Here is a 25,665-nt window from a genome sequence, read left to right as displayed (position 1 = left end):
TGACAAGGCGCGGCACTGATGCCTCGGCCAGGCGGGAGACGACAATAAATGGAAAGCAAGACGCCCATGCTGGAGGTGCTGCGCCGGGTCATACAAGAGGTCAATGGAGCGCGTAACCTCGATGCGGCGCTGGCCACCATGGTGCGGCGCATCCGCAAGGCCATGCGCACCGACGTATGCTCCTTCTATCTCTACGATCCCGAGATCGAGGCGCTGGTGCTGATGGAAACCATCGGCCTCAACAGCCAGGCCGTCGGTCAGGTCAGCATGCGGGTGGGCGAGGGCCTGGTCGGCCTGGTGGCCGAGCGCGAGGAGCCGCTCAACCTGGAAGACGCGCCGGCACATCCACGCTTCCGCTACTTCGAGGAGACCGGCGAGGAGCGCTTCTCGAGTTTTCTCGGCGTGCCGATCATCCATCAGCGGCGCATGCTCGGCGTGCTGGTGGTACAGCAGAGCGAGAAGCGCCGCTACGACGAGGAAGACGAAGCCTTCCTGATCACCATGGGCGCGCAGTTGGCCGGCGTGCTGGCCCACGCCCTGGCCACCGGCAGCCTCAGCCGGCCCACGCTGCCCGGCGGGCAGGCGCAGTTCACCGGGGTGGCGGCGTCGCCCGGCATGGCCATCGGCAACGTGGTGGTGGTTGCTCCCCTGGCGGATCTCAACAGCGTGCCCGACCTCGTGCCCACCGACGTCGAGTACGAGATCGTGCGCCTGAAGGAGGCCATTGAGCGGGTGCGCGAGGAGATCCGCGCCGCAGGCGAGCGCCTGGCCAATCGCATCTCGGCTCAGGAGCTGGCGCTGTTCGAGGTCTACCAGCAGATGCTCAGCGAGGCCGCACTCTCGCAGGAGGTCGAGAAACGCATCCGCGAGGGGCAGTGGGCGCCGGGTGCGCTGGCCGACGTGGTGCGCCGCCACGTGCAGTACCTCGAACGGGTCGACGACGACTACCTGCGCGAGCGCGCCGCCGACGTGCGCGACCTGGGGCGGCGCGTGCTGGCGCACCTGCAGGAGGAGTCCCCGCAGGTGCTTGACCACTTCCCCGACAACGCCGTGCTGGTGGGCGACGAGATCAGCGTGGCCACCCTCGGCGAAGTGCCGCGCGAGCGCCTGGCGGGGCTGGTCTCGGTGCGTGGCTCCAGCACCTCGCACGTGGCAATCCTGGCCCGCGCCATGGGTATTCCCACCGTGCTTGGCATGGTCGACCTGCCGCTGCCGCGCCTGTCCGGTGCGCGGGTGATCCTCGACGGCCACCGCGGGCGGCTGTTCGTGCGCCCCTCGGCCGAGCTCGAAAGCCACTATCGCAGCCTGATCGCCGAGGAGCAGGCGCTCAGCGACGTGCTCGAACACGAGCAGGACCTACCCAGCGAGACCCGCGACGGCCATGTGATGCCGCTGATGGTCAACACTGGCCTGGCAATCGACACCTCCATCTCGTTGCGACGCCGCATCAGCGGGGTCGGGCTCTATCGCACCGAAGTGCCGTTCATGGTGGCCGAGCGCTTCCCCGGCGAGCAGGAGCAGACCCGCCTCTACCGCGACCAGCTGGAAAGCTTTTCGCCGCTGCCCGTGGTGATGCGCACCCTAGATATCGGCGGCGACAAGGACCTACCGTACTTCCCCATCGAGGAGGCCAACCCCTTCCTCGGCTGGCGCGGCATCCGCGTTACCCTCGATCATCCCGAAGTACTGATGGTGCAGCTGCGCGCCATGCTGCGCGCTTCCCAGGGGCTCGACAACCTGCAGGTGCTGCTGCCGATGGTCACCAACGTCGACGAGGTCGACGATGCCCTGCGCCTGCTCGACCGTGCGATCCTCGAGCTGGGCGAGGAGCAGGTCGAGGTGCGCCGCCCGCGGGTGGGGGTGATGCTCGAGGTGCCGGCGACGCTCTACCAGCTCGATGCGCTGGCCGAGCGGGTCGACTTCTTCTCGGTGGGCAGCAACGACCTCACCCAGTACCTGCTGGCGGTGGATCGCAACAACCCCAGGGTGGCGGGGCTCTATGATCCGTTTCACCCGGCCGTGCTGTGCGCCATGTCGCGTCTGGCCGAGGAGGCCGCGCGGCTCGGCAAGCCCATCTCGGTCTGCGGCGAGCTGGCCGGCGACCCGGCGGGCGCGCTGCTGCTGCTGGGGATGGGCTTCGATTCGCTCTCCATGAACGCTCCCAGCCTGCCTCGGGTGCGTGCCGCCATTCGCCGGGTCTCGCTGGATGCCGCCCGCGGCCTGGTCCAGGAAACCTTAGGACTGAACACGCCTCGCGCGGTGCGCGACCATCTGTTTGGCCGGCTGGAAGAGTGGCAGCTGTCGCACCTGCTGCCGCCGCGGGACTGAGGCGCCATGTGCCTGATCGTTTTCGCCTACGCGCCGGGCAGTCGCTACCCGCTGCGGCTGGTCGCCAACCGTGACGAATTTCACCAACGACCCGCGGCGCCGCTGGCCCAGTGGCAGGATGCCCCGGCGATCGTCGGTGGGCGCGACCTGGAGGCGGGCGGCAGCTGGCTGGCAGTGCATGAGCGGGGCCGCTTCGCAGCGGTGACCAACGTGCGTGACTCGGCGCTCAAGGTGGCTGTCGATGCCCCAAGCCGCGGCCAACTGGTGCGTGACGCGCTGGAAGCGGCGGACCTGACGGCGTGGCTGGAGGCCCTGGCAGGCGGCAGCGGCTGGCGCTATGCCGGCTTCAACCTGCTGGTGGGCGACCAGGCGCGGCTGTGGCACCTGCACCGCGGCGGCGAACGGCTGGAGCTCAACGCCGTTGCTCCCGGCGTGCATGGGCTCTCCAACGCCACCCTGAACACGCCCTGGCCCAAGCTGATCGCGGCGCGCCAGGGGCTGCTTGCAGCGCTGCGTCGACGGCGCTGGCCGCAGCAGGCCCTGGCGGCCATGGCCGACCAGGCCCCGGCCGATGACGCCCACCTGCCCGATACCGGCGTCGGCCTGGCGCTGGAGCGAAGCCTTTCGCCGGCCTTCATCGTCGGCGAGCGCTACGGCACTCGCGCCACGACCTGGCTGGAGTGGGACGCCGAGGCAGGCATCATGGCGCTGGGCGAGCGCCGCTTCGGTCCCGGCGGGGCGGCGCTGGGCGAAAGCCTGCAGCGTGTCGGGGTGGTGCCAGCCCCCAATGCTGGGCGCTGCGGTGACTCTCGCCGTGCAGCGACGTAAACTCAGCGGATATAAAGGATGGATGACGAAGGCATAGGGAACCGCATGCCCACCTCAACGCGCACCGACCGCTTCTGGTCGTATCTCGTCTGGCCACTGCTGTGGCCGTTTCTGCTGGCCCAGGCCGTGCTGGTGCTGCTGTGCCTCGTGCTGGGGCTATTCCTGTGGCTTGCCATGCCCGATCCCGTCTCGTGGGCGGCATCCGGTTGGCTGCTGGTGGCACTGCTGATCGGCACCACCCTCACCACCACGGCCTTCCTGCTGCAGCTTCGCCATCGCATGCGGGAATATGAAGGGCAGGCGAACGATGGCCTGCGCCGCGTCGAGCGCCACCTGCTCGCTGCCGGTCGGGTGCTGCCGCCCTGGCTTGGGCTACCGGCCCAGCCTGTCGCCGGTGACGTCTCGCCAGGTGAGCGCCTCGACCACTTGCAGGACAGCGCCGCTCAGCTGCAGGCCTGCCTGCACGAGATGCCCAGCGTGGTGGGGCTAATGGCCTCGGCGTCGCGTCCGTCGCTGCTGCTTCATCATGAGCAGATCGTCAACGCCAACCTGGCCATGGAGAAGCTGCTGGGCAAGAGCATCGAGGCCCTGCGCGGGTGCGATGCGCTGCACTACTGCCAGGCCCATCACGGGCCGGACGGCAGCCTGCAGGAGATGAGCCTGCGCGATGTCGAAGGGAGCTGGCACCGCCTGAGCGTGGAGCGGCTGGAGGCGCCGCCCTACCAGCTGCTGCGCTTCATGCCTACCTCGGAGCGCCTGCCGCAGCTGGGCAATCTGGTGGCGTCCCGCGAGCGGGCCCGCGAGGACTCGCGCCTGAAGTCGCGCTACCTGGCCCTGCTGCAGCGCGAGCTGGAACCGCTGCTGGATGAGCTGGCCGGCAACCTGGAAGTTGCCCGGAGCGGCTTCAACGACAAACGCCTGGCCATCCTGCACGATCGCATGGCCGATATCAGCCTGCTGGTCAGCAGCTTGGTCGACGACGGCGAGCGGCCCACCTCTCACGAAGAGCATCTGGCCAACCCGGTCGTGACGCTGCGCGTGCTGGTCGTCGACGACGGGCCGGTCAATCGCATGCTGGCGGGTCAGGTGCTGGAAGAACAGGGCTGTATCGTCACCAGCGTGGCCAGCGGCCACGAGGCGCTGGAGCAGCAGCAGCGCCAGCCCTTCGACCTGGTGCTGCTGGATATCTACATGCCCGACATGAGCGGCCTCGAGGTGGCGCGCCGCTGGCGCGACCAGGAAGCCCGCCAACAGGCCGAGCGCGCCGTGCTGGTTGCGCTGACGGCCAATGCCAGTGAAGTCGACCAGGAATCTTTTCTCGATAGCGGCATGGACGACTATCTGGCCAAACCCTATGGGCCCAAGGCGCTGGTTCAGCTGCTGCGTCAGTGGCACCCCGGCAACCATGAGGAAAAAACGCCACAATGACACTCTTTCTTACCCTGGCGGGATACCTGGCGCTCGGCGCTGCAGCCGGCACCATGGCCGGCCTGTTCGGCGTGGGCGGCGGCCTGATCATCGTGCCTGCGCTGGTCTTTGCCTTCGGCCTGCAGGGCGTGGATGCCAGCATCGCCATGCACCTGGCCATCGGTACCTCGCTGGCCACCATCGTGGTGACTGGCTCCTCGTCGGCCTGGGCGCACTATCAGAAGAACAGCATCCGGCGCGACTGGTTCCTGGCCCTGTTGCCGGGGCTGGTATTGGGCGCCATCCTGGGGGTGTTCGTCGCCGGTGCCTTGTCGGCCGGGCTGCTCGGCACCCTGTTCGGCCTGTTCGTGATCGCGGTGGCGATCAAGATGGCGCTGGGTCTTGGCCCCAAGCCGGGCAGCGTGGCGCCGGGCCGACTGGGCATGGGCATCGCCGGCGCGGTAATCGGCAGCATCTCGGCGCTGTTTGGCATCGGTGGCGGTACGCTGTGCGTGCCGTGGCTGTCGCGCTGCGGTGCCACCATGACTCAGGCGGTCGGCACCTCGGCGGCCTGCGGCCTGCCCATTGCGCTGTTTGGCGCGGCCACCTTCATCGTCATGGGCTGGGGCCATGCGCTGCTGCCGCCCGGAGCCACAGGCTTCGTCATGTGGCCCGCCTTCTTCGGCATCGTGATCACCAGCGTGCCGTTTGCGCGCGTCGGGGCGCGGCTGGCCCATGCGCTGCCGGCTAAGGTCCTGCGCCTGGCGTTCGCCGCGCTGCTGGCGATCGTCGGTCTGCGCTTCCTGCTCTGAGGTGTCGATGAACTATCCCGCAATCGATCCGGTCGCCATCGCCCTGGGCCCGTTCCAGGTCCACTGGTACGGCCTGATGTACGTGGTCGGCTTTGTTGGCGCCTGGTGGCTCGGCCGCCAGCGCGCCGAGCGCTTCGGCCTCACCCATGACGACGTTGGCGATCTGCTTTTCTATGCCGCCATCGGCGTGGTGGCAGGGGGGCGCCTGGGCTATGCGCTCTTCTACGGCCTGGGCCAGTGGCTGGCCGACCCGCTGTGGATATTCCGCGTGTGGGACGGTGGCATGAGCTTCCATGGCGGGCTGATCGGCGTGCTGCTGGCGGCGCTGTGGTTCGCGCGCAAGAAGCGCATGGCCTTCTTCACCCTCACCGACTTCATCGCCCCGCTGGTCCCGATCGGCCTGGGCGCCGGGCGCATCGGCAACTTCATCAACCGCGAGCTGCCGGGGCGGGTCACCGAGCTGCCGTGGGGCATGCCGTTCCCCGGCATGGGGCCGGCACCGCGTCACCCCACCGCGCTGTACGAAGCCTTTCTGGAAGGGCTGGTGCTGTTCGCCGTGCTGTGGTGGGTCTCAGCCAGGCCGCAGGCTCGCGGGCTGGTTTCGGGGCTGTTTCTGCTGCTCTACGGCATCTTCCGCTTCGGCGTCGAATTCGTGCGCCTGCCCGACCCGCACATCGGCTTCATCGCCTTTGGCTGGGTGACCATGGGCATGCTGCTGACGCTGCCGATGATCGCCTTCGGCAGCGCCTTGATCGTGTGGTCGCGCCGCCAGCCGGTGGATGTTCGGGTTGGGTAGTGATGGGGGGCGAGTGGCGGTAGACTCTCGCTCGACATGTCTTCTTCCAGAGCCAGCCTGACGATGCCTGACGAACGCGACACTGCCCCGCTGGGGCAGCCTGCCCTTGAACAGCCCTACCTCGACCTGATGCGCCAGGTGCTCGAGCACGGGGTGGAACGCGACGACCGTACCGGGGTCGGCACGCGTTCGCTGTTCGGCCACCAGATGCGCTTCGACCTTTCCCGCGGCTTCCCGCTGGTGACGACGAAGAAGCTGCACCTGCGCTCGATCATCTACGAGCTGCTGTGGTTCCTGCGCGGCGACACCAACATCGCCTACCTCAAGGACAACGGGGTCAGCATCTGGGACGAGTGGGCCGATGAAAACGGCGACCTTGGCCCCGTCTACGGCGCCCAGTGGCGCAGCTGGCCCGACCCGCGCGGCGGCCACGTCGACCAGATTGCCGCGCTGCTCGAACAGCTGCGCCGCAACCCCCAGTCGCGACGGCTGATCGTCTCGGCCTGGAACCCGGCGCTGGTCGACGAGATGGCGCTGCCGCCGTGCCACTGCCTGTTCCAGTTCTACGTGGCCGAGGGGCGGCTCTCCTGCCAGCTCTATCAGCGCAGCGCCGACATCTTCCTCGGCGTACCGTTCAACATTGCCAGCTATGCGCTGCTGACGTGCATGATCGCCCAGGTGGCCGGCCTCGAGCCCGGCGACTTCGTGCACACCCTGGGCGATGCCCACCTCTATCTGAACCATCTGGAGCAGGCCGAGCTGCAGCTTTCGCGCACGCCGCGCCCGGCTCCCCGGCTGATGCTGGAACCGAGCGTCACGTCGCTGTTCGACTTCCGCTTCGAACATATCGCCATCGAGGGCTATGAGCCTCACCCCCATATCAAGGCCGAGGTCGCCGTATGACAGACGAGACCCTGGTGCCAGTGGCCATGATCGCCGCCGTCGCCCGCAACCGCGTGATAGGCGTTGACAACAAGCTGCCTTGGTACCTGCCGGAAGATCTCAAGTTCTTCAAGCGCATGACCCAGGCCAAGCCGCTGGTCATGGGACGCAAGACGTTCCAGTCCATCGGTCGACCGCTGCCGGGCCGGCTCAACATCGTCGTCACCCGCGACAGCACCTTCCAGCATGCTGGCATTCGCGTCTGTCACGACCTGGCCGCGGCGCTGGCCCTGGCCGACCAGCAGGCCACCATCGACGCCGTGGACGAGATCATGGTGATGGGCGGCGGCGAGATCTACGCCCAGGCGCTGCCCCATGCCAGCCGCATCTATCTCACAGAGGTGGAGATCGAGGTCGAGGGCGACACCCGCTTTCCCGAGCTGGACGAGCGCGAGTGGCAGGAAGTGCAGCGCGTGCCGGGTACGCCGGCGGCAGGGCAGCCCGGCTACAGCTTCGTGCAGTACCAGCGCCGCCAGGCCGACGATTTGTCAGCGCCTCGCTTGTGACACACACTGTCGCTTGTGACACACCCTGTGCGATGTGACACCTGGCGAAGCAAGAAGCCAACCATCTTGTCGTGCCGTCAACGTGAGCCTGCCTGGAGGATGCCGGTTTGATCGAAGAGCGTTCATGCCACCTGTTCAGCACCCTGGAGGCTCGTGCCGCCCATGCGCTGGAAGCGCTGCGCACCTGCCGCGAGCAGCTGCGGCAGCTGGAGGCGCGGCTGGCCGACGCCGAAGCGGCACGCCTTGAGCTGATGGAAGAGAACCGCGAGCTCGACGAGCAGAACCGCGAGCTGGAAGAGGACAACGCACGCCTGCGCGAGCGGCTGCGCAAGGGCGAGCCGGCGCCGGTGTTCCCCGGCCCCGCCCGCCGCGCCCAAGGCCTTTCGGCGCTGATGGGCCATCGCCCGCGCGAGGAGCCGGCCGCTCAGGACGATGCGCCGGCGCCGGCCTCCCAGCCCGAGCCCGCCGCGGCAGCCGACAAGGCAGCGGTAACGCAGCACGACGAGCGCCAGGCCAGCCTCGCCATCGAACAGGCGCCTAGCGCCGAAGCGCTGCTGGCCCAGTGGTACCAGCGCTACCCCAAGGCCTTCTTCAAGGGGCACACCCGCCCCCTGCAGGTGGGCATTCACCACGCCCTTGCCGCCCGCGAGCCCTGGCCCGAAAAGCTGGTGCGCCGGGCGCTGGCCGGCTACGTCAACCTGCCGCGTTATCTGAAAGCCGTGCGCGAAGGTGCGGTGCGCATCGACCTCGAAGGCCAGCCGGCCGGCGAGGTCGACGCCCAGGCCGGCGAGCACGCCCGGCGCAAGCTGGAACAGCTGCAGGGCGAGAGCCGCCGCGGCAATGGGGCAAGCGGGCGCAAGCCGGGCGCCAGGGCCGGCCGGGCGCACGGCGGCAAGCCGCCACGGCAGGCCGCCGCCCAGGACACCCAGCCAGGGCGCCCCGACGCCGAAAGGGCGGTGGGTGGCGACAGGCCGGTGGTGCCAGCCCCCGTTCCGGCATCCGCTTCCGTCGAACCTGCCGACCCCGCCGCGCGCATGGAGGCGAAGCTCTCGGCGCTGCTCGCCAAGCACGGCAACCGCTCGCCGGGCGACTGAGCGCCCACGCTTCGCTGCGTTAACCCGCCGGCCTTGCCAGCAAGGGGGCGGGCGGGCATCATGTCGTGGCTCATCGCTGCCAGGTGACTGTTTCGACAGGCCTGCGGCTGCGGTCGGAAGGGCGGGAAGCGCACGACCGCATGAGCAGGCGGAAGTTCCATCGGGAAAGTGAGCACGGTAGGAAAACAGTGTTTTTTCTTATTGCGTTCCTATTTTTCCCGGTATAGAGTTCTACCTGCGAGCATTGGACTATAACAAGGCTTCGCTGCGGTCATGTCCGGCCTCCGGCCCTTCCTGGGAAGGAACCGAGCCAAGCACGGCGGGACCCATGCCCGGCAAGCTACCTGCACCGATCACCGATTCGTGCAGTAACGATCGAAACAGTAAGCTAGTGAAAGGAACTATCGCGATGAAAAAGACACTGTTAGCGACTGCCATTGCCGGCGCCCTGGGCGTCTCCGCTGCCGCTCAGGCCGCTACCGTTTACGACCAGGACGGCACTCAAGTTGACGTCTATGGCCGTATCAACCTGGCTGTGACCACTGGTGGTACAGACAACCAGACTATTTACTACAACGAAGCGACTGATGAATTTAGCGTTTCTCAGGGCACCAAGACCAGCGGCTCTGAGTTCCGTGATGTCTTCTCTCGCTTTGGTTTCCGTGCTCGCCACAACGTGGCGCCGGATCTCCAGGCCTTCGCCAACATGGAGCTCCGTCCGCTGCTGGATGCACAGAGCACCGACTCCATGCAGATCCGTAACTCCTTCGTCGGCCTGCGCGGCGATCAGTGGGGTATGGTTCGCATCGGTAACTTCGATGGCGTTCTCTACCAGGCGGTGACCAGCAAGTTCGAAATTCAGGAACTGCATGGCTTCATCTCCCAGAGCGGCGGTGCCACTGCTGCCCGTGGTGACTCTCTCCAGTACTCTACCCCGAATCTGGAAGGCTTCCAGGCTCACGTTCAGGCCAAGCACCTGAGCGGTAACGGCTCAGCTATCGGTGCTGAGGACAACTCTTCCACCGTTAGCTGGCAGGCTGCTGTCAACTATCAGTGGCAGGATCTGTATCTGGCCGCAGGTTATAACCAGAATAAGGATGTATTCGAGCGTGGTGCCCGCTATCAGGGCGGCCAGCCGAACGTTTCTGGTGAAGACATCTGGGCTGCAGCTGCTATTTACCAGTTCACTCCGGCGGTTCGTGTGGGCGTCAAGTATGAAGACGTGACCAGCGAGTTCAGCGAAGAAGAACTGATCGAGCGCTCTTCACTTGTTACCACTGGTCCGTTCACTGGTCAGCGTAACGTGACCAATGCCCTGGGTGCGGTCGACAACCAGTGGACTCTGATGGGTGTGTTCGACTACGGCATGGGCGAAATCTACGCCGACTACCATCGTATTCGTTCTTCCATCGACGGTGTTGACAGCCGTAACGCTTGGACTCTGGGCGCCAACTATCGCTTCAGCAAGCCGATGTACGTCTGGGCCGAGATCCACGACGCAGATTTCGACTCTTCTGACGCCGTTGAAGATGTGACTGACGACCTGTACGTTACCGTCGGCCTGCGCTACGACTTCTAAGTCGAGCCTGAGCGAATCGCAAGACACGTCGAGCCATCGACGACAGAACCGGCCCTTCGGGGCCGGTTTTTTTGTATTGGGGCAAAGGGCTTGATGCATATCAATGAAAGGTGGCGTTATGTCGCCTATGTCACGCCAGGCCCAAGACAGGCGGGGCCGAGCGAGACACAATCGAGCCAGACAGCCCGCCACGCCGTGCACAAGGAGAGGTCATGCCGCTCGAGTCCGTTCCGTGCCAGCCGGGAAGCGCGACCCGCTGCACGCGCTGTACCCTGCACGCTCGCTGCCTGCCCCTGGGGCTGGCGCTCGATGCGCTCTCTTCCTTCGACGCCATCATCCAGCATCCCCGCCCGCTCAAGCGCGGCGCGGCGCTGGTGCGCCAGGGCGATACGTTCACTAGCCTCTACGTGGTGCGCTCCGGCAGCCTGAAGCAGACCGTGGCCCTGGAAGGGCAGCGCGACCAGGTTACCCATTTCTACCTGCCCGGCGAGCTGGTGGGGCTGGATGCCATCGGCGAGGCGCACTGCTACGGCAGCGTGGTCGCGCTGGAAAGCGCCTTCGTCTGCGAGCTGCCGTTCACCCGGCTGGAGGATCTCGCCGAGCGAGTGCCCGAACTGCGCGGCCAGCTCTACCGCTGCATGAGCCGTGAGCTGCGCAACGACCAGCGCATGATGTGCCTGCTCTCTGGGCGAACCGCCGACCAGCGCCTGGCGAGCTTCCTGCTTGGGCTTTCCGAGCGCTTCCGCACCCGCGGCTACTCGCCGTACTGTTTTCACCTTTCCATGTCGCGATCGGATATCGGCAGCTACCTGGGCCTGGCGCTGGAAACCGTCAGCCGCGTGCTGGCGCGCTTCCAGGAGCAGGGCATGCTCACGGTCACCGGCCGCGAGCTGACTGTGCACGACTTCGAGGCGCTGGTGGCACTCGCCGAAGATGGGGTAGGGCGGCAGGCCTACGTATAAAGTCTCGCCACGGTAACGAAAACGGCCGCCCACTGGGCGGCCGTTTTCGTTACAAGGTCACTCGCACTCACTTACTCGATCACCAACACGATCACTGAGCCGCGTTGCGCTGGCGTGAACGGTAAGGCGTTTCAGCGTTAGCTGCTAGGCGCTGATGCGCTGGCCGGGGCTTGCGAGGATGCTCTTCAGGTGCGCCAGGTCGCGCGAAACATCGGTTTCAACGAACTCCGCAAGCAGGCGTTCGGCTTCCTGTTGCGCCGCCATTCGCACGTACTCTTCGTAGTTCGTGATTGCCGCATCACAATAGCGGCAATGCAAAACATCGGTGGGCTTTGGGTTGGCGTTCCAGTAGTTCACGCCGTGGCATTCGTTACACGGCACTTTCCTTGTGCGTTTAAACATGTTGGCCTCCTGCCATATGTTTTCACGGGGGAAATTTGATCCTATCACGCCTTGCAGGAAACGGAAGGGGGTTTGGGGCCTCTTTCGTCTATGCCGTATTGTCGTCGTTTCGGCTGGGTTGCTGCGCCGGAGATGGCAGGCGTGAAATGTGGCGAAGGGATTCCGGGCGGGATGGTGCCCCCATCAGGATTCGAACCTGAGACCTTCCCCTTAGGAGGGGGACGCTCTATCCAGCTGAGCTATGGGGGCCGCTCGGCTGCGCATTATAGGCGCTTGCGGCGCCGAGATAAACCGCTGCCGCCGTGGCGGCAGGCTGCGTAACGCTGTCGCACCCCGCTTCGTCAGTGCCCAAGCCAGCCGCTGGGGCGGTATAGTAGGGCGCTTTCCTTCCTGCTCGTCATATGACACTTCCAGGGGTTCTCAATGCTCAAGCGCCTCCTTCCCGTGCTGATCCTGGCCATCGGCGTGGCCGGCTTCGTGGCGCTGCGCCTGACGCGGCCGGAGCCTGATGAGGCGGTGCCGCAGGAGCGCAGCTGGCGGGTCGAGGCGATGACGGTGGCCTATGCGGAGCAGGTGCCGGTGCTGCCGCTGTTCGGCGAGGTCGTGGCGCCCGACCGGGTCAGCCTGGTGGCGCCCATGGTGGGGCGCATCGCCGAGCGGCCGGTTCGCGAAGGCCAGCGCGTCGCCGCCGGTACCTTGCTGGTGGCGCTGGAGGAGGCCGACGTGCTGCCGCCCCTGCGCCAGGCCGAGGCCGAGGTGGCGGATATCGCGGCGCAGATCGCCAACGAGCGGATACGCCACGCCAATGATCGTGACGCCCTGGCGCGGGAGCGCGATATCGTCACCAATGCCCAGCGCCAGCTGGAGCGCACCCGCTCGCTGGTCGAGCGCAACCTGGCCTCCAGCGCCGACCTGGACAACGCCAGCGATACCTTGGCCCGGGCGCGCCTGACGGTGGCCACCCGTGAAGGCGCCATCGCCGAGCATCCCGCCAGGCTGCAGAGCCTGGAAGCGCGGCTGGCGCGGGCCGAGGCCGTGCGCGAGGCGGCGCAGCGCGACGTCCTGCGCAGCCGCGTCGGAGCGCCGTTCGAGGGCATCGTCACCGGGGTACGGGTCGCGCCGGGTGACCAAGTGGGCGCCGGGGCGGCGCTGCTGTCGTTCTATTCGCCAGAGCGGCTGGAAGTGCACGCCAGGGTGCCGCAGGGCTACCTGGCCGAGCTGGGCGCCTGGCTGGCGCAGGGCGAAGCGCTGACGGCAGTTTCCATGGAGAGTGACCACTACTTCCGACTGCAGCGCCTGGCAGGGGAGAGCGACCCGGGCGGCACCGAGGCGATCCTGGCGCTGGAAGGCGAGGCGGCGGGGCTGCGCCCGGGGGCGCTGGTGCCGCTGCTGCTGCAGCGCCCCACGGTGGCCGAGGCCGTGGCGGTGCCCTTCAGCGCCCTGCACGGCAGCGATATGCTCTACCGTATCGACGATGAGAGCCGGCTGCGACGCCACCGCGTGACCCGCCTGGGCGAGACCCTAGCTGCCGACGGCCAGCGCTGGGCGCTGGTTCGGCCTGAGGGGCTTGCCGCTGGTGAGCGCATCATCGTCACCCACCTGCCCAATGCCATGCAGGGCCTGCGGGTGGAGGTGGCCGAGCCCGAACAGGCGGCAGCAATGACTGAGCCTCAGCCATGAGCCGCCGGCGCGGGGTGATCGGCTTCTTCGTGCACCATCGGGTTGCCGCCAACCTGGTGATGCTGGCGATGCTGCTCGGCGGTGTGCTGGGCATCGCGCGGATGAACGTGCAGTTCTTCCCCAGCTTTGCGCTGGATGTGGTCAGCGTGCGCGTGGTGTGGAGCGGCGCCTCGGCCGAGGACATCGAACAAGGCATCACCAACCCGCTGGAGCAGCGGCTGCGCAGCCTCGACGGGCTCAAGCGCATGACCTCCACCTCTGCTCAGGGGGTGGCCAGCATCACCCTGGAGTTCATCGAGGGCAGCGACCCGGTGCTGGCGCTGGACGATGTGCGCCAGCAGGTCGATGGCTTCACCAGCCTGCCGGCGGATGCCGAGGCGCCGGAGGTGAGCCGGGTGGCGCGCTACGAGCCGGTGGCGCGGCTGCTGGTGCGCGGCGAGCTCGACGAGCGCGAGCTTCGCCAGCTGGTGCACCGCTTCGAGAGCGAGCTGCTGCTGCGCGGCATCGACCGGGTGGAGCTGGGCGGGCTGGCGCAGCAGCAGATCAGCATCGAGGTGCCGGCGGAGCGGCTGCAGGGCCTGGCGCTGTCGCTGGAGCAGATCGGTGAGCGCATCCAGGGCATGTCCCGCGACCTGCCCGCCGGCGTGCTGGGTCAGCAGGATAGCGCTCGTGAGCTGCGCTCGCTGGAGCAGCGGCGCGATGCGCTGGCCTTCGAGGACCTGCCGATCCTCAGCAGCGACCGGGTCCAGCTGCGCCTGGGTGATATCGCCACGATCCGCCAGGAGCCGCGGGAAGGGCAGCTGCGCATCAGCCGCCGCGGCGAGCCGGCGGTGGAGCTGCTGCTGCAGCGTGCCGAGAGCGGCGACTCCCTGGCGGCCGCCAGGGTGCTCGACGAGTGGCTGGCCGAGACCCGCCCGCAGCTGCCGTCGAGCGTCGTGCTGGAGGTGCACGACGAGTCGTGGCAGCTGATCCGTGATCGCATCTCACTGCTGATCACCAACGGGGCGGGCGGCCTGCTGCTGGTGGTGATCCTGCTCTACTTCTTCCTGCCGGCGCGGGTGGCGCTGTGGGTGGCCATCGGCATTCCCACCGCGTTCATGGCTGCCCTCGGGGTGTTCTGGGGCATCGGCGGTTCGATCAACATGATGTCGCTGTTCGCGTTGATCATGGCGCTGGGGGTGATCGTCGATGACGCCATCGTGGTGGGCGAGGACGCCGATGCCCACCACCGCGCCGGGGAGGCGCCGCGACATGCCTCGGCCGGCGCGGCGCGGCGCATGCTGTGGCCGGTGCTGGCCTCGTCGCTGACCACCATCGCGGCCTTCATGCCGCTGCTGATGGTAGGCGGGGTGATCGGCAACATCCTCGGTGACATCCCGATCATCATGATCTGCGTGCTGATCGCGTCGCTGCTGGAGTGCTTCGTGGTGCTGCCGGCCCACCTGCGCAACGCTTTCGTACCCGGAAAGGCGGCGTCGCGGCCCGAGCGTCCGCGACGCGGGCTGCCCGCGCTGCGCCAGGGGTTCGAGAACGGCTTCCAGGGCTTTCGCGAAGGTCCCTTCCGGCGCTTTTCGGCGCTGTCGCTGCGCCACCGGGGGGCCACGCTGGCCATGGCGGTTGCGGTGGCGCTGGTGACCGCAGGCCTGCTGGCCGGGGGGCGCATCGGCTTCAATTTCTTCCCCGCACCCGAGCCCAGCGTGCTCTACGCCAATGTCAACTTCGTGGCTGGCAGCGAGCGGGCGCGGGTGGACCGCTTCCTCGATCATCTGCAGGCCACCCTCGAAGAGACCGATCGTGCGCTCGGCGGCGAGCTGCTCAGGATGGCTGTGGTGCGCCACGGCGCCACCATCGCCGGGGGTGCCCCCAGCCGCAGCGCCGACGAGGCGGGCTCGGTGATGGTCGAGCTGGTGTCGTCGGACCATCGCGACGTACGCAACACGGCCTTTATCGCCGCCTGGCGCGAGCGCATCGCGCTGCCGGCCGGGCTCGACAGCTTCACCATCAGCGAGCGCGCCGCCGGCCCGCCGGGCCAGGATGTCAATATCCGCCTGAGCGGCGATGATGCCATGGCGCTGCGCCAGGCGGCCGATTCGCTGCGCCAGTCGCTGGCCAGCCTGCCGGGAATCCTCGACACCCAGGACGACATGCCCTGGGGCCGCGAGCAGCTGATCTACCGGGTCAACCCCTGGGGCGAGGCGCTGGGGCTGACCACCGCCGAGCTTGGCCGCCAACTGCGCACCGCCTTCGATGGCCAGGTGGTGCAGATCCACCAGGCCGGGGCCGACGAGATCGAGGTGCGCGTGCAGCTGCCCCGCGAGCAGCGCGAGCGCATTGCCACCCTGACGAGCCTCGCCGTACGGCTGCCCGACGGGCGCCAGGTGGGGCTGGAGCAGGTCATGGCGCTCAGCCATCGCCAGGGCTTCGAGGCGCTGCGCCACGCCGATGGGCGCCTGGCGGTGGAGGTTACCGCCGAGCTCGACACCACGGTCAACTCGGCCGACCGGGTGCGCGAGGCGTTAGCGGCCGGCGTGCTGCCGGACCTGGCCCGTGATTACCACCTCGAGTACAGCTTCGAGGGGCGTGCCGCCGACCAGCGCGAGACGCTGGCCGACATGCGCACCGGGCTGCTGGTGGGGCTGGGCCTGATGTACGCCGTGCTGACCTGGGTCTTCGCTTCCTGGAGCCTGCCGCTGATCGTCATGGCGATCATCCCCTTCTCGTTGATCGGCGCGCTGCTCGGTCACTGGCTGCTGGGCATCGACCTGACGATCCTATCGCTGTTCGGCCTGTTCGGGCTTTCCGGTATCGTGGTCAACAATGCCATCATCCTGGTCAGTTTCTATCGGCTGCAGCGCGACCGCGGCCTGGCCATCGACGAGGCGCTCAACGAGGCGGTGGTGCAGCGGGTACGGGCGGTGCTGCTCACCTCGTTGACCACCATCGGCGGCCTCTTGCCGCTGCTGTTCGAGACTTCGCTGCAAGCCCAGTTCCTGATTCCCATGGCGGTCTCCATTGCCTTCGGGCTGGGGGTCTCGACCCTGCTGGTGCTGCTGGTGATACCCGCGCTGCTGTCGTGGCTGGAGCATGGCCGGGCGCGCTGGGCCGGTTGCACGGGGCAGCCCGCCGCTGCTTGAGATACCGAGGGCTGAGAGGAGAGCCACATGGACGTTGCCGACTACCAGCGCCACGACGCCCTGGGCCTGGCTGAGCTGATGCGCCGGGGCGAGGTGAGCCGCGAGGAGGTGTTCGCGGCCGCCTGTACGCTGATCGAACGAGACAATCCGCGCCTGGGGGCGGTGGTGCGCACCCGCTTCGCGCGCGCCCGCGCCGAGCTCGATGCGGCCGCCGCCGCCGCGCCGTTCGCCGGCGTGCCGACCCTGACCAAGGACCTGCTGATGGCGATCGCCGGCGAGCCGCTGGCCTTCGGCAGTGCGGCCCTGGCGACGTGGCGGCCCGAGCAGGATTCGACCCTGGTCGCCCGCCTGCGCCAGGCCGGCTTCACCCTGCTCGGGCAGACGGCCACCCCGGAGCTCGGGCTGATGGGCATCACCGAACCGCACGCCTTTCCTCACCCCGTCAACCCTTGGCGGGCGGGCCATTCGCCGGGCGGCTCCAGCGGCGGTGCGGCGGCCGCGGTTGCCGCTGGGCTGGTGCCGCTGGCGATGGCCGGTGACGGCGGCGGTTCGATCCGTATTCCCGCCAGCTACTGCGGCCTGTTCGGTCTTAAGCCCTCGCGCGGGCGGGTGCCGCAGGGGCCGCTGCATGGCGAGGTATGGCTGGGGGCGGTGGTGGAACACGCCGTGACCCGCTCGGTGCGCGACAGCGCCGCGCTGCTCGATGTCATCAACGGCATGGACGCGGGGGGGCCCTATCCGGTGCCGCGTGAAGGGGGCTTTCTTGCCGCGCTGGCCCGCCCGCCCGGGCCGCTGCGCGTGGCGGTGTCGCTGGGCGAGCCGCTGGGCAGGCCGCTCGGCACCCGGCTCGACCCCGAGGTGCGCCTGGCGGTAGAAGCGGCGGCGCAAACGCTGGAAGGATTGGGCCATCACGTCGAGTGGGCCGAGCCGGCGGTCGACGGCGAAGCGCTGGCCAACGCCTACCTGACGCTCTACCTGGGCCAGGTGGGGGCCGACCTGGCGTGGATGGCGCGCGCGACCGGCGTGCCGGTGTCACGACTGGATATCGAGCCCGCTACCTGGGCCATCGCACGCCTCGGGCATGCCTTGCCGGTGCGCGACTACGAGCTGGCCCGGCGCGAGTGGAACACGGCGGCGCGGGCCATGGGGGCGTTTCACCGTCGCTTCGACGTGCTGGTGATGCCGGTCGCTGCCGCGCCGGCGCCGCGGCTGGGCGAGCTCTATCCGCCGGCATGGCAGCAGCGCCTGATGGCGCTGCTGGCGATTCCCGGCCTGCCCGGGCTGGCGCTCAAGGCGGGCATGCTCAAGCATCTGGCGCGGGATGCTCTGGCACGCACCCCCTTTACCCAACTGGCCAACCTCACCGGTCAGCCGGCCATGTCGCTGCCGTTGCACATCACCCCGCAGGGGCTGCCGGTGGGGGTGCAGGTGGTGGGCACCATGGGCGACGAGCGCCGCTTGCTGGCGCTGGCGGCTCAGGTAGAAGCCGAGGTGCAGTGGCAGCGACATCTGCCCCGGGGGAGGCAAGGCGGGTAGAATGCGCGGCACATACCCCGCTTCAGGTCAGGAAATGCCAGACTCCGTCATGTTTTCGCCTGCCGGCGACCGCCATTTCGATGGCCTGGCCGACAAGTTTGCCGACAGCCTTTACGGCGGGCCGCGCGGCGAACTGCGCCTGGCCCTGCTCGATGCGCTGCTGCCGCAGATGCTCGAACTCAACGGCCAGCCGCTGCTGGACGTGGGCGGCGGCCTGGGCCAGCTTTCCGCCTGGTTTGCCCGGCGTGGTCATGCGGTCACCTTGCTGGAGCCTTCCGCTGACATGCTCGAGCAGGCCCGACAGCGGCTCGACGGCCTGCCGGTGAGCTTGGTGCAGGCGCCGCTGCAGGCACTCTCCGAGCGTGCCGCCGGGCCTTGGTCGCTGATCGCCTGCCACGCGGTGCTCGAGTGGCTGAGCGACCCGCAGGCGGCCTTCGCCCTGCTTGCTGAGCGCCTGGCGCCGGGCGGGCAGCTGTCGCTGATGGTGTTCAACCGCGATGCGCTGCGCTTCTCCAACGTGGTCAAGGGTAACCTGCAGAAGGCGCTGGACGATCGCCTGGAGGGCACCGGCAGGCGCCAGCGGCTGACCCCCATTTCGCCGCTGTGCCACGAGCAGGTCGTGGCCTGGAGCCAAGCGCAGGGCCTGACGGTACGCTCGGTGGCTGGCATTCGCGTGTTCCACGACTACCTGCGCCGGCCACCTGCCAGCGAGGCCGAGTGGCAGCAGCTGGTAGCGCTGGAGCACCGCTACTGCCAGGCCGAGCCCCACTGGCGCCTGGGGCGCTATCTTCTCTATACGCTGGTGCGGGATGGCCAGCCCACGCGAGGAGTCGCTCATGAGTGCTGAGACCCCGGCCTGCCAGCTGCTGCAGCGTCAGGACGCCGACTATCGCGGCTGGCTGTGGGTGGCGCCGCCGCGGGATGCCTGGCTCGAGCAGGGGCAGGGCAGCGTCGTCAGTGCCGATCATGGCGTGCTCCAGGCCTGGCGGGAGTGCGGCCGCGTGGCCGTTTCTCCCTTCGACGACGCGGCCCTCGAACCGCCCGGGGCGGTGCTGTTCTGGCCCAAGGCCCATGCCCTGGGCGAGTGGTGGCTGCTGTGGCTATGCGCCAATCTGCCGGCGGGCACGCGGCTGCAACTGGTGGGGGAGAACCAGGGCGGCATCAAGCGAGTGCTCAAGGTGCTGGCGGCGCTGGGGCTGGGCTGTCGCAAGCTCGACAGCGCGCGGCGCTGTATGCTGTTCGAGACTCGCCTCGATCGTGTCGGCATCGACCCGGATGCGGCCTGGACCACCTTCGAGGCCGAGGGGCTGACCCTGGCCAGTCACCCCGGGGTGTTCGGCCACGGCAAGCTCGATGAGGGAACCCGGCTGCTGCTCGGTGAGCTCGAACGCCACCTGCCGGGGCCGGAGCGAGTGCGGGAGGTACTCGACATGGGCTGCGGCGACGGCATCCTCGCCGCCTGGCTGGCGCGCCGCGGCCATGCGGTGACGGCAGTGGACGTCAACGGTTTTGCGGTGGAAGCAACCCGGCGTACCCTGGCGGCCAATGGCCTGGCCGGGCAGGTGTTGGTCGGCGATGTCTATTCGGCGCTGGCGGGGCGGCGCTTCGCCGCCATCATCAGCAATCCGCCGTTTCACCAGGAGCGCAGCATCGACTACGGCCCCGCCGGGCGGCTGATTCGCGAGGCGCCGGTGCACCTGCAGCCGGACGGCGAATTGTGGCTGGTGGCCAACGCCTTCCTGCCCTATCCCGACCTGCTCGAGAGCGCCTTCGGTGGTTTCCAGATCGTTGCCGACGACCGGCGGTTTCGGGTCTATCGCGCCGTGACTGGAGCCCGGTAGGCAATATCGGTGATGAGGTAGACGCTATCGCCCGCCGGGGCCTTTACCGTGACCTCGTCGTCCAGCGCCTTGCCCAGCAGTGCCTTGGCTAGCGGGGCGTCGACGCTGATCCAGCGCTTGGCCGTGTCGGTCTCGTCGTGGCCGACGATGCGGATCTGCATCTCCTCGCCCTCATCGTCCTCGAGGGTGACGAAGGCGCCGAAGTACACCTTGCCGGTATCCGCCGGCAGGCGGTCCACCACCTGCAGCTCATCAAGGCGCTTGGTCAGGTAGCGAATGCGCGCGATGACCCGGTTGAGCTCCTTCTTGTTGTAGGTGTAATCGGCGTTCTCGCTGCGGTCGCCCAGCGCTGCGGCTTCGCCCACCTTGGCCGAGAGTTCCGGCCGCTTGACCCGCGAGAGATGATCGAGAATGCCGCGCAGGCGGGCCGCCCCCTCGGCGGTGATCAGGTGGCTTCTTGGCTCCTGGCGCGGATCCTTGGCCGGATCGCGCCAGCGCGTCATGTTGCGGCCTTTCATGCGGTTGCGTCCTCCTTCGATCGAGACTGGCAACATACGCCAAAGCGCCGAGCCGGGCCACAGGGCGGTCGTGTGGCTGGCTGTTAATTCAAACGTTCGTTACAGTGCAGGGGCGGCGGCTTGCCGCGCACAACAACAACCTCCCGAAGGAAGGAGAATGAACATGCTACGACGTCAGCTACTTGCCGCCGCCCTGGGCGCCGGCCTGCTGCTCGCCCCGCTTGGTGCGGCGTTGGCCTGGGAAGGCGAGGTCGAGTCGCTCAAGCAGCGCTGGGAGCAGATCACCACCCAGCGGGCCGAAGGGCAGCGCCGCGACTCGCTGAAGTCCCTCGCCGACGAGGCGGAGCGGCTGGTCCAGGCCAATCCCAACCAGGCGCAGCCGCTGATCTGGTACGGCATCATCGAGGCCTCGCATGCCCGCGAGCGCAGCGGCCTCGGGGCGCTGGGCAGCGCCCGTAGCGCACGCGATGCCCTGGAGCGAGCCGTGGAGCTCGATCGTCATGGCGGCAACGGCTCGGCCTTCGTCACGCTGGGGGCACTCTACGACCGGGCGCCGGGTCGCCCCGTTGGCTTCGGCAACAGCGCCACCGCCGAGCGCATGTTCAAGCGTGCGCTGCAGATCCGCCCCGACGGCATCGACGTGAATTACTATTACGCTGCCTTCCTCCAGGACGAAGGGCGCCGCGACGAGGCGCGCCAGCATGCGCAGCGTGCCGTCGAGGGCACGGCGCGCGAGGATCGCCAGATCTCCGACGAGGCGCTGCGCGAACAGGCCAGGGCGCTGCTGGCCCAGCTGTAGCGCACACCGCGTACCGCCCAGGCTGCCCAACGGCGGCCCGGGCGGTTGGCACCGCCGGCTTCGGTCATGATAATGGTCTCATTCATCGACGGGAGATTCTCATGACGGATACCCAGCCGGGCCGGGATGCCCAACTTCCCTCCTTTGATGGCGGCGACGTCGAGCTGATCGAGCGGCGCTGCCTGCACCAGGGTTTCTTCCGCCTGGACGAAGTGCATCTGCGACACCGGCGTTTCGAAGGCGGCTGGAGCGGCCGAGTGGTGCGTGAAGTGCATGAGCGCCACGCTGCGGTCGGCGTGCTGCTGTACGATGTGGAGCGCGACAGCGTGGCGCTGGTCGAGCAGATTCGGGCCGGCGCGCTGAACGATCGCGTCTCGCCGTGGAAACTCGAGATCGTCGCCGGCCTGGTCGAGGAAGGGGAAAGCCCCGCCGAGGTGGCGCGCCGCGAGGCCGTGGAGGAAGCCGGCTGCGAAATCGACGCGCTGATCGAGCTGCACACCTACTATCCGAGCCCTGGCGCGTGCAGCGAGCAGGTCACGCTGTTCTGTGCGCTGGTGGACTGCAGCGAGCTGGGCGGCGTGTACGGGCTGGATGCGGAGCATGAGGATATCCGTGTTCACGTGCTACCGTTTAGCCGTGTCTGGGAACTCCTTCAGGAAGGTAGACTCGACAATGCCATGTGCCTGATCGCCATCTACTGGCTGGCAGGCCAACGCGCATCACTACGAGCAAGGAGCTAGCATGGCGAGACCTGCCTATGTGACCGATCTCAAGGGCCTGCAGGGCGAATGCAGTGCCAACTACTTGCGCCTGACCCGGCTGCTGGGCGAGATGAGCGCGGGCGACGTGCGCGAGCTGGAGCTGGTCGGCCGCCATGGGCGCTTCGGCATGCTGCGCCTGGAGGTGATCGAACAGGCGCCGTATACCACCATCGTGCGGGTCAGCCAGTCCGGGCTGATGGACGACCTCATCGAGCCGCCGCGCATGCGGGTGCATCTCTATCATGATGTGCGCATGGCGGAAGTGACCGACTTCCAGCGCGAGCGCCATTTCAGCGGCCGCTACCGTTATCCCAACGTGCGCATGTTCCAGCCCGACGAGAAGCTCCAGCTCAATCGCTTCCTCGGCGAATGGCTGGCCCACGGCCTGGCCCATGGCCATGCCATCGACCTGCCGGAACTGCCTTGATGCTGCGACTCATCCAGATCAGCGACTGCCACCTGCAGGCCGACCCCACGGCCCGCTCTCGCGCCGGCTTCCCGCTGCGCCAGCTTGAAGCGGTGATCAGGGCAGTACAGGCGGAGCGTCCCGACCTGGTGCTGGTGACCGGCGATGTCAGCCAGGACGGCACCGCTGCCTCCTATGCGCTGGCACAGCAGGCGCTGTCGTCGCTGGGCTGCCCCTGGTTCTGGCTGGCCGGCAACCACGACGACCCGGCGCAGATGCGCGACCTGCGCGAGCTTCACGAGGCGATCGACCTGGGCGGGTGGCGGCTGCTGACGCTGGATACGGTGGTCAGCGGGCAAGCCTACGGCGAAGCCGGCGAAGAGCGGCTGGCCGCCCTGGCCGAACGCCTGGCCGAGGACGAGCGGCCGACCCTGCTGGCCATGCATCATCCCCCCCTGGCCCTGGATTCGGCCTGGCTCGATCAGATCGGGCTGCAGGATCAGGAGCAGCTGTGGCAGACGCTGGCGGCCTTTCCACAGCTCAAGATCCTGCTGTTTGGCCACGCGCACCAGGCCTTTGCGCAGCGGCGGACGACTGAGCACGGCGCGATCTGCGTGTACGGCTGTCCCTCGACCACTGACCAGTTCCTGCCGGGGTCGGCGGACTTCGCCGTGGACGAGGCATCGAGGCCGGGCTACCGCATTCTCGATTTCCACGGCTCGCGCTGGATGACCTGGGTGGAACGCGTCGTGCTGTAGGTTCGATTTTCCTTTCTTCCTCACAGTGTTAATTTCTATTTGTTCTAAAAAGATAGGCAATCATTCTTTTACGTTATTATCGGCCCGGCGTTACCCTGTCCCGCATGAACTCTCCGCCCACCGTCATGCGAGGTATTCGGGCCGATGACCAGTCTTCAAGCACCCGCCCGTGAGCAGGCGCCGCCGGCCGCCGATGCGGCCCTGTCGCCCCAGCGGCTGACCCATCTGCAGCAGCTGGAAGCCGAATCGATCCATATCATCCGCGAGGTGGCCGCCGAGTTCCGCAACCCGGTGATGCTCTACTCCATCGGCAAGGACTCCTCGGTGATGCTGCATCTGGCGCGCAAGGCCTTCTTCCCCGGGCCGCCGCCGTTCCCGCTGATGCACATCAACACCACCTGGAAGTTCCGCGAGATGATCGCCTTCCGCGACCGCATGGCCGGTGAGGTGGGCATGGAGCTGATCGAGCACATCAACGAAGAGGGGCGTGCCGCCGGCATCAACCCCTTCGATCACGGTTCCAGCGGCTACACCGACGTGATGAAGACCCAGGCGCTCAAGCAGGCGCTGGACAAGTACGGCTTCGATGCCGCCTTTGGCGGTGCCCGCCGTGACGAAGAGGCCAGCCGCGCCAAGGAGCGGGTGTTCTCGTTCCGTGACAAGTATCATCGTTGGGATCCCAAGAGCCAGCGCCCCGAGCTGTGGAACCTGTACAACGCCCGGGTCAACAAGGGCGAGTCGATCCGCGCCTTCCCGCTCTCCAACTGGACCGAGCTGGACATCTGGCAGTACATCTACCTCGAGCAGATTCCCATCGTGCCGCTCTACTACGCCGCGCCGCGCCCGGTGGTGGAGCGCGACGGCATGCTGGTGATGGTCGACGACGAGCGCCTGCCGCTGGCCCCCGGCGAGGTGCCGGAGGAGCGCTGGGTGCGCTTCCGCACCCTGGGCTGCTACCCGCTGACCGGCGCGGTGGAGTCGAAGGCCGACACCCTGCCCGAGATCATCCAGGAGATGCTGCTGACCCGCACCAGCGAGCGCAGCGGCCGGGCCATCGACCATGACCAGGCGGGCTCGATGGAGAAGAAGAAGCGCGAGGGGTACTTCTGATGGCACACCAATCGACACTGATCGCCGACAACATCGAGCAGTACCTGCACGAGCACGAGAACAAGGACCTGCTGCGCTTCATCACCTGCGGCAGCGTGGATGACGGCAAGTCGACCCTGATCGGCCGGCTGCTGCACGACTCCAAGATGATCTTCGACGATCACCTGGCGGCGCTGACCCGCGACTCCAAGAAGAGCGGCACCACCGGCGACGCCGTGGACCTGGCGCTGCTGGTCGACGGCTTGCAGTCGGAGCGCGAGCAGGGCATCACCATCGACGTGGCCTACCGCTTCTTCTCCACCGACAAGCGCAAGTTCATCATCGCCGATACCCCGGGGCACGAGCAGTACACCCGCAACATGGCCACCGGCGCCTCCACCGCCAACCTGGCGATCATCCTGATCGACGCCCGCTACGGCGTGCAGACCCAGACCCGGCGCCACAGCTTCATCGCCGACCTGCTGGGCATCAAGCACCTGGTCATCGCAGTGAACAAGATGGACCTGGTGGGCTTCGACGAGGCGCGCTTCGACGAGATCGTCGCCGACTACCGGCGTTTCGCCGAGCAGCTCTCGGTCACGGATCTGCGCTTCGTGCCGATGTCGGCGCTGGAGGGCGACAACGTGGTCAACCGCAGCGACCGTACGCCCTGGTACCAGGTCGCAGGCGAACAGGGCCCGGCGCTGCTGGAGCTGCTGGAAAGCGTCGAGGTGAGCCGCGACCGCAACCTCACCGACCTGCGCTTCCCGGTGCAGTACGTCAACCGCCCCAACCTCGACTTCCGCGGCTATGCTGGCACCCTTGAAGCGGGTGTGCTGCGCCCGGGTCAGGCGATCAAGGCGCTGCCCTCGGGCAAGACCAGCCGGGTCGAGCGCGTGGTGACCTTCGATGGCGATCTGGAAGCGGCGTGGCCGGGCCAGGCGGTGACCGTCACCCTGGAGGACGAGATCGACATCTCGCGCGGCGACTGGATCGTGGCCGAGGACGCCGAGGTCACGCTGACCAACGCCTTCGATGCCGACATCGTCTGGATGCACGAGCAGCCGCTGACGCCGGGCCGGCAGTACGACATTCGTCTGGCTGGTCGCTCGGTGGCAGGGCGTGTGGAGGCCATTCGTCACCAGGTGGACGTCAACACCCTGGAGCGACATCCGGCCGACCGGCTCGAGCTCAATGCCATCGCTCGCTGCCGGGTCGAGCTGACCGCCGAGGTGCCGCTCGATACCTACGACCAGAGCCCGGGTACCGGCAGCTTCATCGTCATCGACCGCCTCTCCAATATCACCGTCGGCGCCGGCATGGTGCGCCACCTCGCCGAGGCGGGCGCGGCGGGGCGTGGCGAGGTCGACTGGGCGGCCTTCGAGCTCGACCTGAACGCCTTGGTGCGTAAGCACTTCCCCCACTGGGAGGCACGCGATCTACGCGACCTGCTGGCACGCTGAGTGGAGCCTCACGCCAGTTTGGGG

General features: G+C 67.8%; 23 protein-coding genes and 1 tRNA gene. 21 read left to right on the top strand and 3 right to left on the bottom strand.

Annotation, left to right across the window (positions count from 1 at the left end):
- Window positions 1–66 precede the first annotated feature (66 nt).
- From ptsP to fnr, 10 genes are all read left to right on the top strand, one after another.
- The gene (gene ptsP / locus ACT7B3_RS12925) at window positions 67–2,328 is read left to right on the top strand and encodes a phosphoenolpyruvate--protein phosphotransferase (protein WP_445158882.1); all 2,262 of its coding nucleotides are present in this window, start codon (window positions 67–69) and stop codon (window positions 2,326–2,328) included.
- A 6-nt stretch (window positions 2,329–2,334) separates the two neighbouring features.
- Entirely contained in the window at window positions 2,335–3,156 is an 822-nt protein-coding gene (locus tag ACT7B3_RS12920; protein ID WP_445158206.1) for an NRDE family protein, read from the top strand.
- Between the two features lie 45 nt (window positions 3,157–3,201).
- A complete protein-coding gene (locus tag ACT7B3_RS12915) occupies window positions 3,202–4,584 on the top strand; it encodes a response regulator (protein WP_445158205.1) in 1,383 nt (460 codons plus the stop codon).
- Window positions 4,581–5,375: a sulfite exporter TauE/SafE family protein gene (locus ACT7B3_RS12910; RefSeq protein WP_444677089.1), complete on the top strand. Its 795-nt coding sequence runs from the start codon at window positions 4,581–4,583 to the stop codon at window positions 5,373–5,375. The genes ACT7B3_RS12915 and ACT7B3_RS12910 overlap by 4 nt, the downstream gene beginning before the upstream one ends.
- A 7-nt stretch (window positions 5,376–5,382) precedes the next feature.
- Window positions 5,383–6,171 carry a prolipoprotein diacylglyceryl transferase gene (gene lgt / locus ACT7B3_RS12905; protein WP_445158204.1) on the top strand — a complete coding sequence of 263 codons (789 nt, stop codon included), beginning with the start codon at window positions 5,383–5,385 and terminating at the stop codon, window positions 6,169–6,171.
- Between the two features lie 63 nt (window positions 6,172–6,234).
- A complete protein-coding gene (locus ACT7B3_RS12900; protein ID WP_444677090.1) occupies window positions 6,235–7,074 on the top strand; it encodes a thymidylate synthase in 840 nt (279 codons plus the stop codon).
- Window positions 7,071–7,619 carry a dihydrofolate reductase gene (locus ACT7B3_RS12895; protein ID WP_444677091.1) on the top strand — a complete coding sequence of 183 codons (549 nt, stop codon included), beginning with the start codon at window positions 7,071–7,073 and terminating at the stop codon, window positions 7,617–7,619. The genes ACT7B3_RS12900 and ACT7B3_RS12895 overlap by 4 nt, the downstream gene beginning before the upstream one ends.
- A 107-nt stretch (window positions 7,620–7,726) precedes the next feature.
- On the top strand, window positions 7,727–8,713 hold the full coding sequence (locus ACT7B3_RS12890; RefSeq protein ID WP_445158203.1) for a ProQ/FINO family protein: 987 nt from the start codon (window positions 7,727–7,729) through the stop codon (window positions 8,711–8,713).
- 409 nt (window positions 8,714–9,122) lie between these two features.
- On the top strand, window positions 9,123–10,292 hold the full coding sequence (locus ACT7B3_RS12885) for a porin (protein WP_445158202.1): 1,170 nt from the start codon (window positions 9,123–9,125) through the stop codon (window positions 10,290–10,292).
- A gap of 212 nt (window positions 10,293–10,504) precedes the next feature.
- Window positions 10,505–11,254: a fumarate/nitrate reduction transcriptional regulator Fnr gene (gene fnr / locus ACT7B3_RS12880; RefSeq protein ID WP_445158201.1), complete on the top strand. Its 750-nt coding sequence runs from the start codon at window positions 10,505–10,507 to the stop codon at window positions 11,252–11,254.
- 144 nt (window positions 11,255–11,398) lie between these two features.
- On the opposite strand, the gene ACT7B3_RS12875 is transcribed toward fnr, so the two are convergent.
- Window positions 11,399–11,656, bottom strand: a complete 258-nt coding sequence (locus ACT7B3_RS12875) for a hypothetical protein (protein ID WP_444677095.1) — start codon at window positions 11,654–11,656, stop codon at window positions 11,399–11,401.
- Between the two features lie 172 nt (window positions 11,657–11,828).
- A tRNA-Arg gene (locus ACT7B3_RS12870) sits at window positions 11,829–11,905 on the bottom strand.
- 174 nt (window positions 11,906–12,079) lie between these two features.
- Between ACT7B3_RS12870 and ACT7B3_RS12865 the strand changes: the two genes are divergently transcribed.
- From ACT7B3_RS12865 to ACT7B3_RS12845, 5 genes are read left to right on the top strand one after another with little or no spacing between them, the layout of a single operon-like run.
- Window positions 12,080–13,336 (top strand): efflux RND transporter periplasmic adaptor subunit, encoded by a 1,257-nt coding sequence (locus tag ACT7B3_RS12865; protein WP_445158200.1) that lies wholly within the window; start codon window positions 12,080–12,082, stop codon window positions 13,334–13,336.
- The gene (locus tag ACT7B3_RS12860; RefSeq protein WP_445158199.1) at window positions 13,333–16,470 is read left to right on the top strand and encodes an efflux RND transporter permease subunit; all 3,138 of its coding nucleotides are present in this window, start codon (window positions 13,333–13,335) and stop codon (window positions 16,468–16,470) included. The genes ACT7B3_RS12865 and ACT7B3_RS12860 overlap by 4 nt, the downstream gene beginning before the upstream one ends.
- Before the next feature lie 27 nt (window positions 16,471–16,497).
- A complete protein-coding gene (locus ACT7B3_RS12855) occupies window positions 16,498–18,006 on the top strand; it encodes an amidase (protein WP_445158198.1) in 1,509 nt (502 codons plus the stop codon).
- A gap of 34 nt (window positions 18,007–18,040) precedes the next feature.
- Complete coding sequence (locus ACT7B3_RS12850) at window positions 18,041–18,853, top strand: methyltransferase domain-containing protein (protein ID WP_445158197.1); 813 nt, start codon at window positions 18,041–18,043, stop codon at window positions 18,851–18,853.
- Window positions 18,843–19,847 (top strand): methyltransferase, encoded by a 1,005-nt coding sequence (locus ACT7B3_RS12845; protein ID WP_445158196.1) that lies wholly within the window; start codon window positions 18,843–18,845, stop codon window positions 19,845–19,847. Before ACT7B3_RS12850 ends, ACT7B3_RS12845 begins: the two co-directional genes overlap by 11 nt.
- Here the strand turns inward: ACT7B3_RS12845 and greB are convergent.
- Window positions 19,820–20,365, bottom strand: a complete 546-nt coding sequence (gene greB, locus ACT7B3_RS12840) for a transcription elongation factor GreB (protein ID WP_444677103.1) — start codon at window positions 20,363–20,365, stop codon at window positions 19,820–19,822. The genes ACT7B3_RS12845 and greB overlap by 28 nt on opposite strands.
- 163 nt (window positions 20,366–20,528) lie before the next feature.
- On the opposite strand from greB, the gene ACT7B3_RS12835 reads away from it, so the two are divergent.
- From ACT7B3_RS12835 to cysN, 6 genes are all read left to right on the top strand, one after another.
- Window positions 20,529–21,164 carry a hypothetical protein gene (locus tag ACT7B3_RS12835; RefSeq protein WP_445158195.1) on the top strand — a complete coding sequence of 212 codons (636 nt, stop codon included), beginning with the start codon at window positions 20,529–20,531 and terminating at the stop codon, window positions 21,162–21,164.
- A gap of 101 nt (window positions 21,165–21,265) precedes the next feature.
- Entirely contained in the window at window positions 21,266–21,904 is a 639-nt protein-coding gene (locus tag ACT7B3_RS12830; RefSeq protein WP_445158194.1) for an NUDIX domain-containing protein, read from the top strand.
- A 1-nt stretch (window position 21,905) separates the two neighbouring features.
- Window positions 21,906–22,352, top strand: a complete 447-nt coding sequence (locus ACT7B3_RS12825) for a DUF1249 domain-containing protein (protein WP_444677105.1) — start codon at window positions 21,906–21,908, stop codon at window positions 22,350–22,352.
- Between the two features lie 2 nt (window positions 22,353–22,354).
- Window positions 22,355–23,089 carry a phosphodiesterase gene (locus ACT7B3_RS12820; protein ID WP_445158881.1) on the top strand — a complete coding sequence of 245 codons (735 nt, stop codon included), beginning with the start codon at window positions 22,355–22,357 and terminating at the stop codon, window positions 23,087–23,089.
- A gap of 144 nt (window positions 23,090–23,233) precedes the next feature.
- Entirely contained in the window at window positions 23,234–24,199 is a 966-nt protein-coding gene (gene cysD, locus ACT7B3_RS12815; RefSeq protein ID WP_445158193.1) for a sulfate adenylyltransferase subunit CysD, read from the top strand.
- Window positions 24,199–25,641, top strand: a complete 1,443-nt coding sequence (gene cysN, locus ACT7B3_RS12810; protein WP_445158192.1) for a sulfate adenylyltransferase subunit CysN — start codon at window positions 24,199–24,201, stop codon at window positions 25,639–25,641. Before cysD ends, cysN begins: the two co-directional genes overlap by 1 nt.
- The last annotated feature ends 24 nt before the right edge of the window (window positions 25,642–25,665 follow it).

Source organism: Halomonas sp. E14 (assembly GCF_052568415.1).
This window is presented reverse-complemented; position numbering and strand designations above follow the sequence as displayed.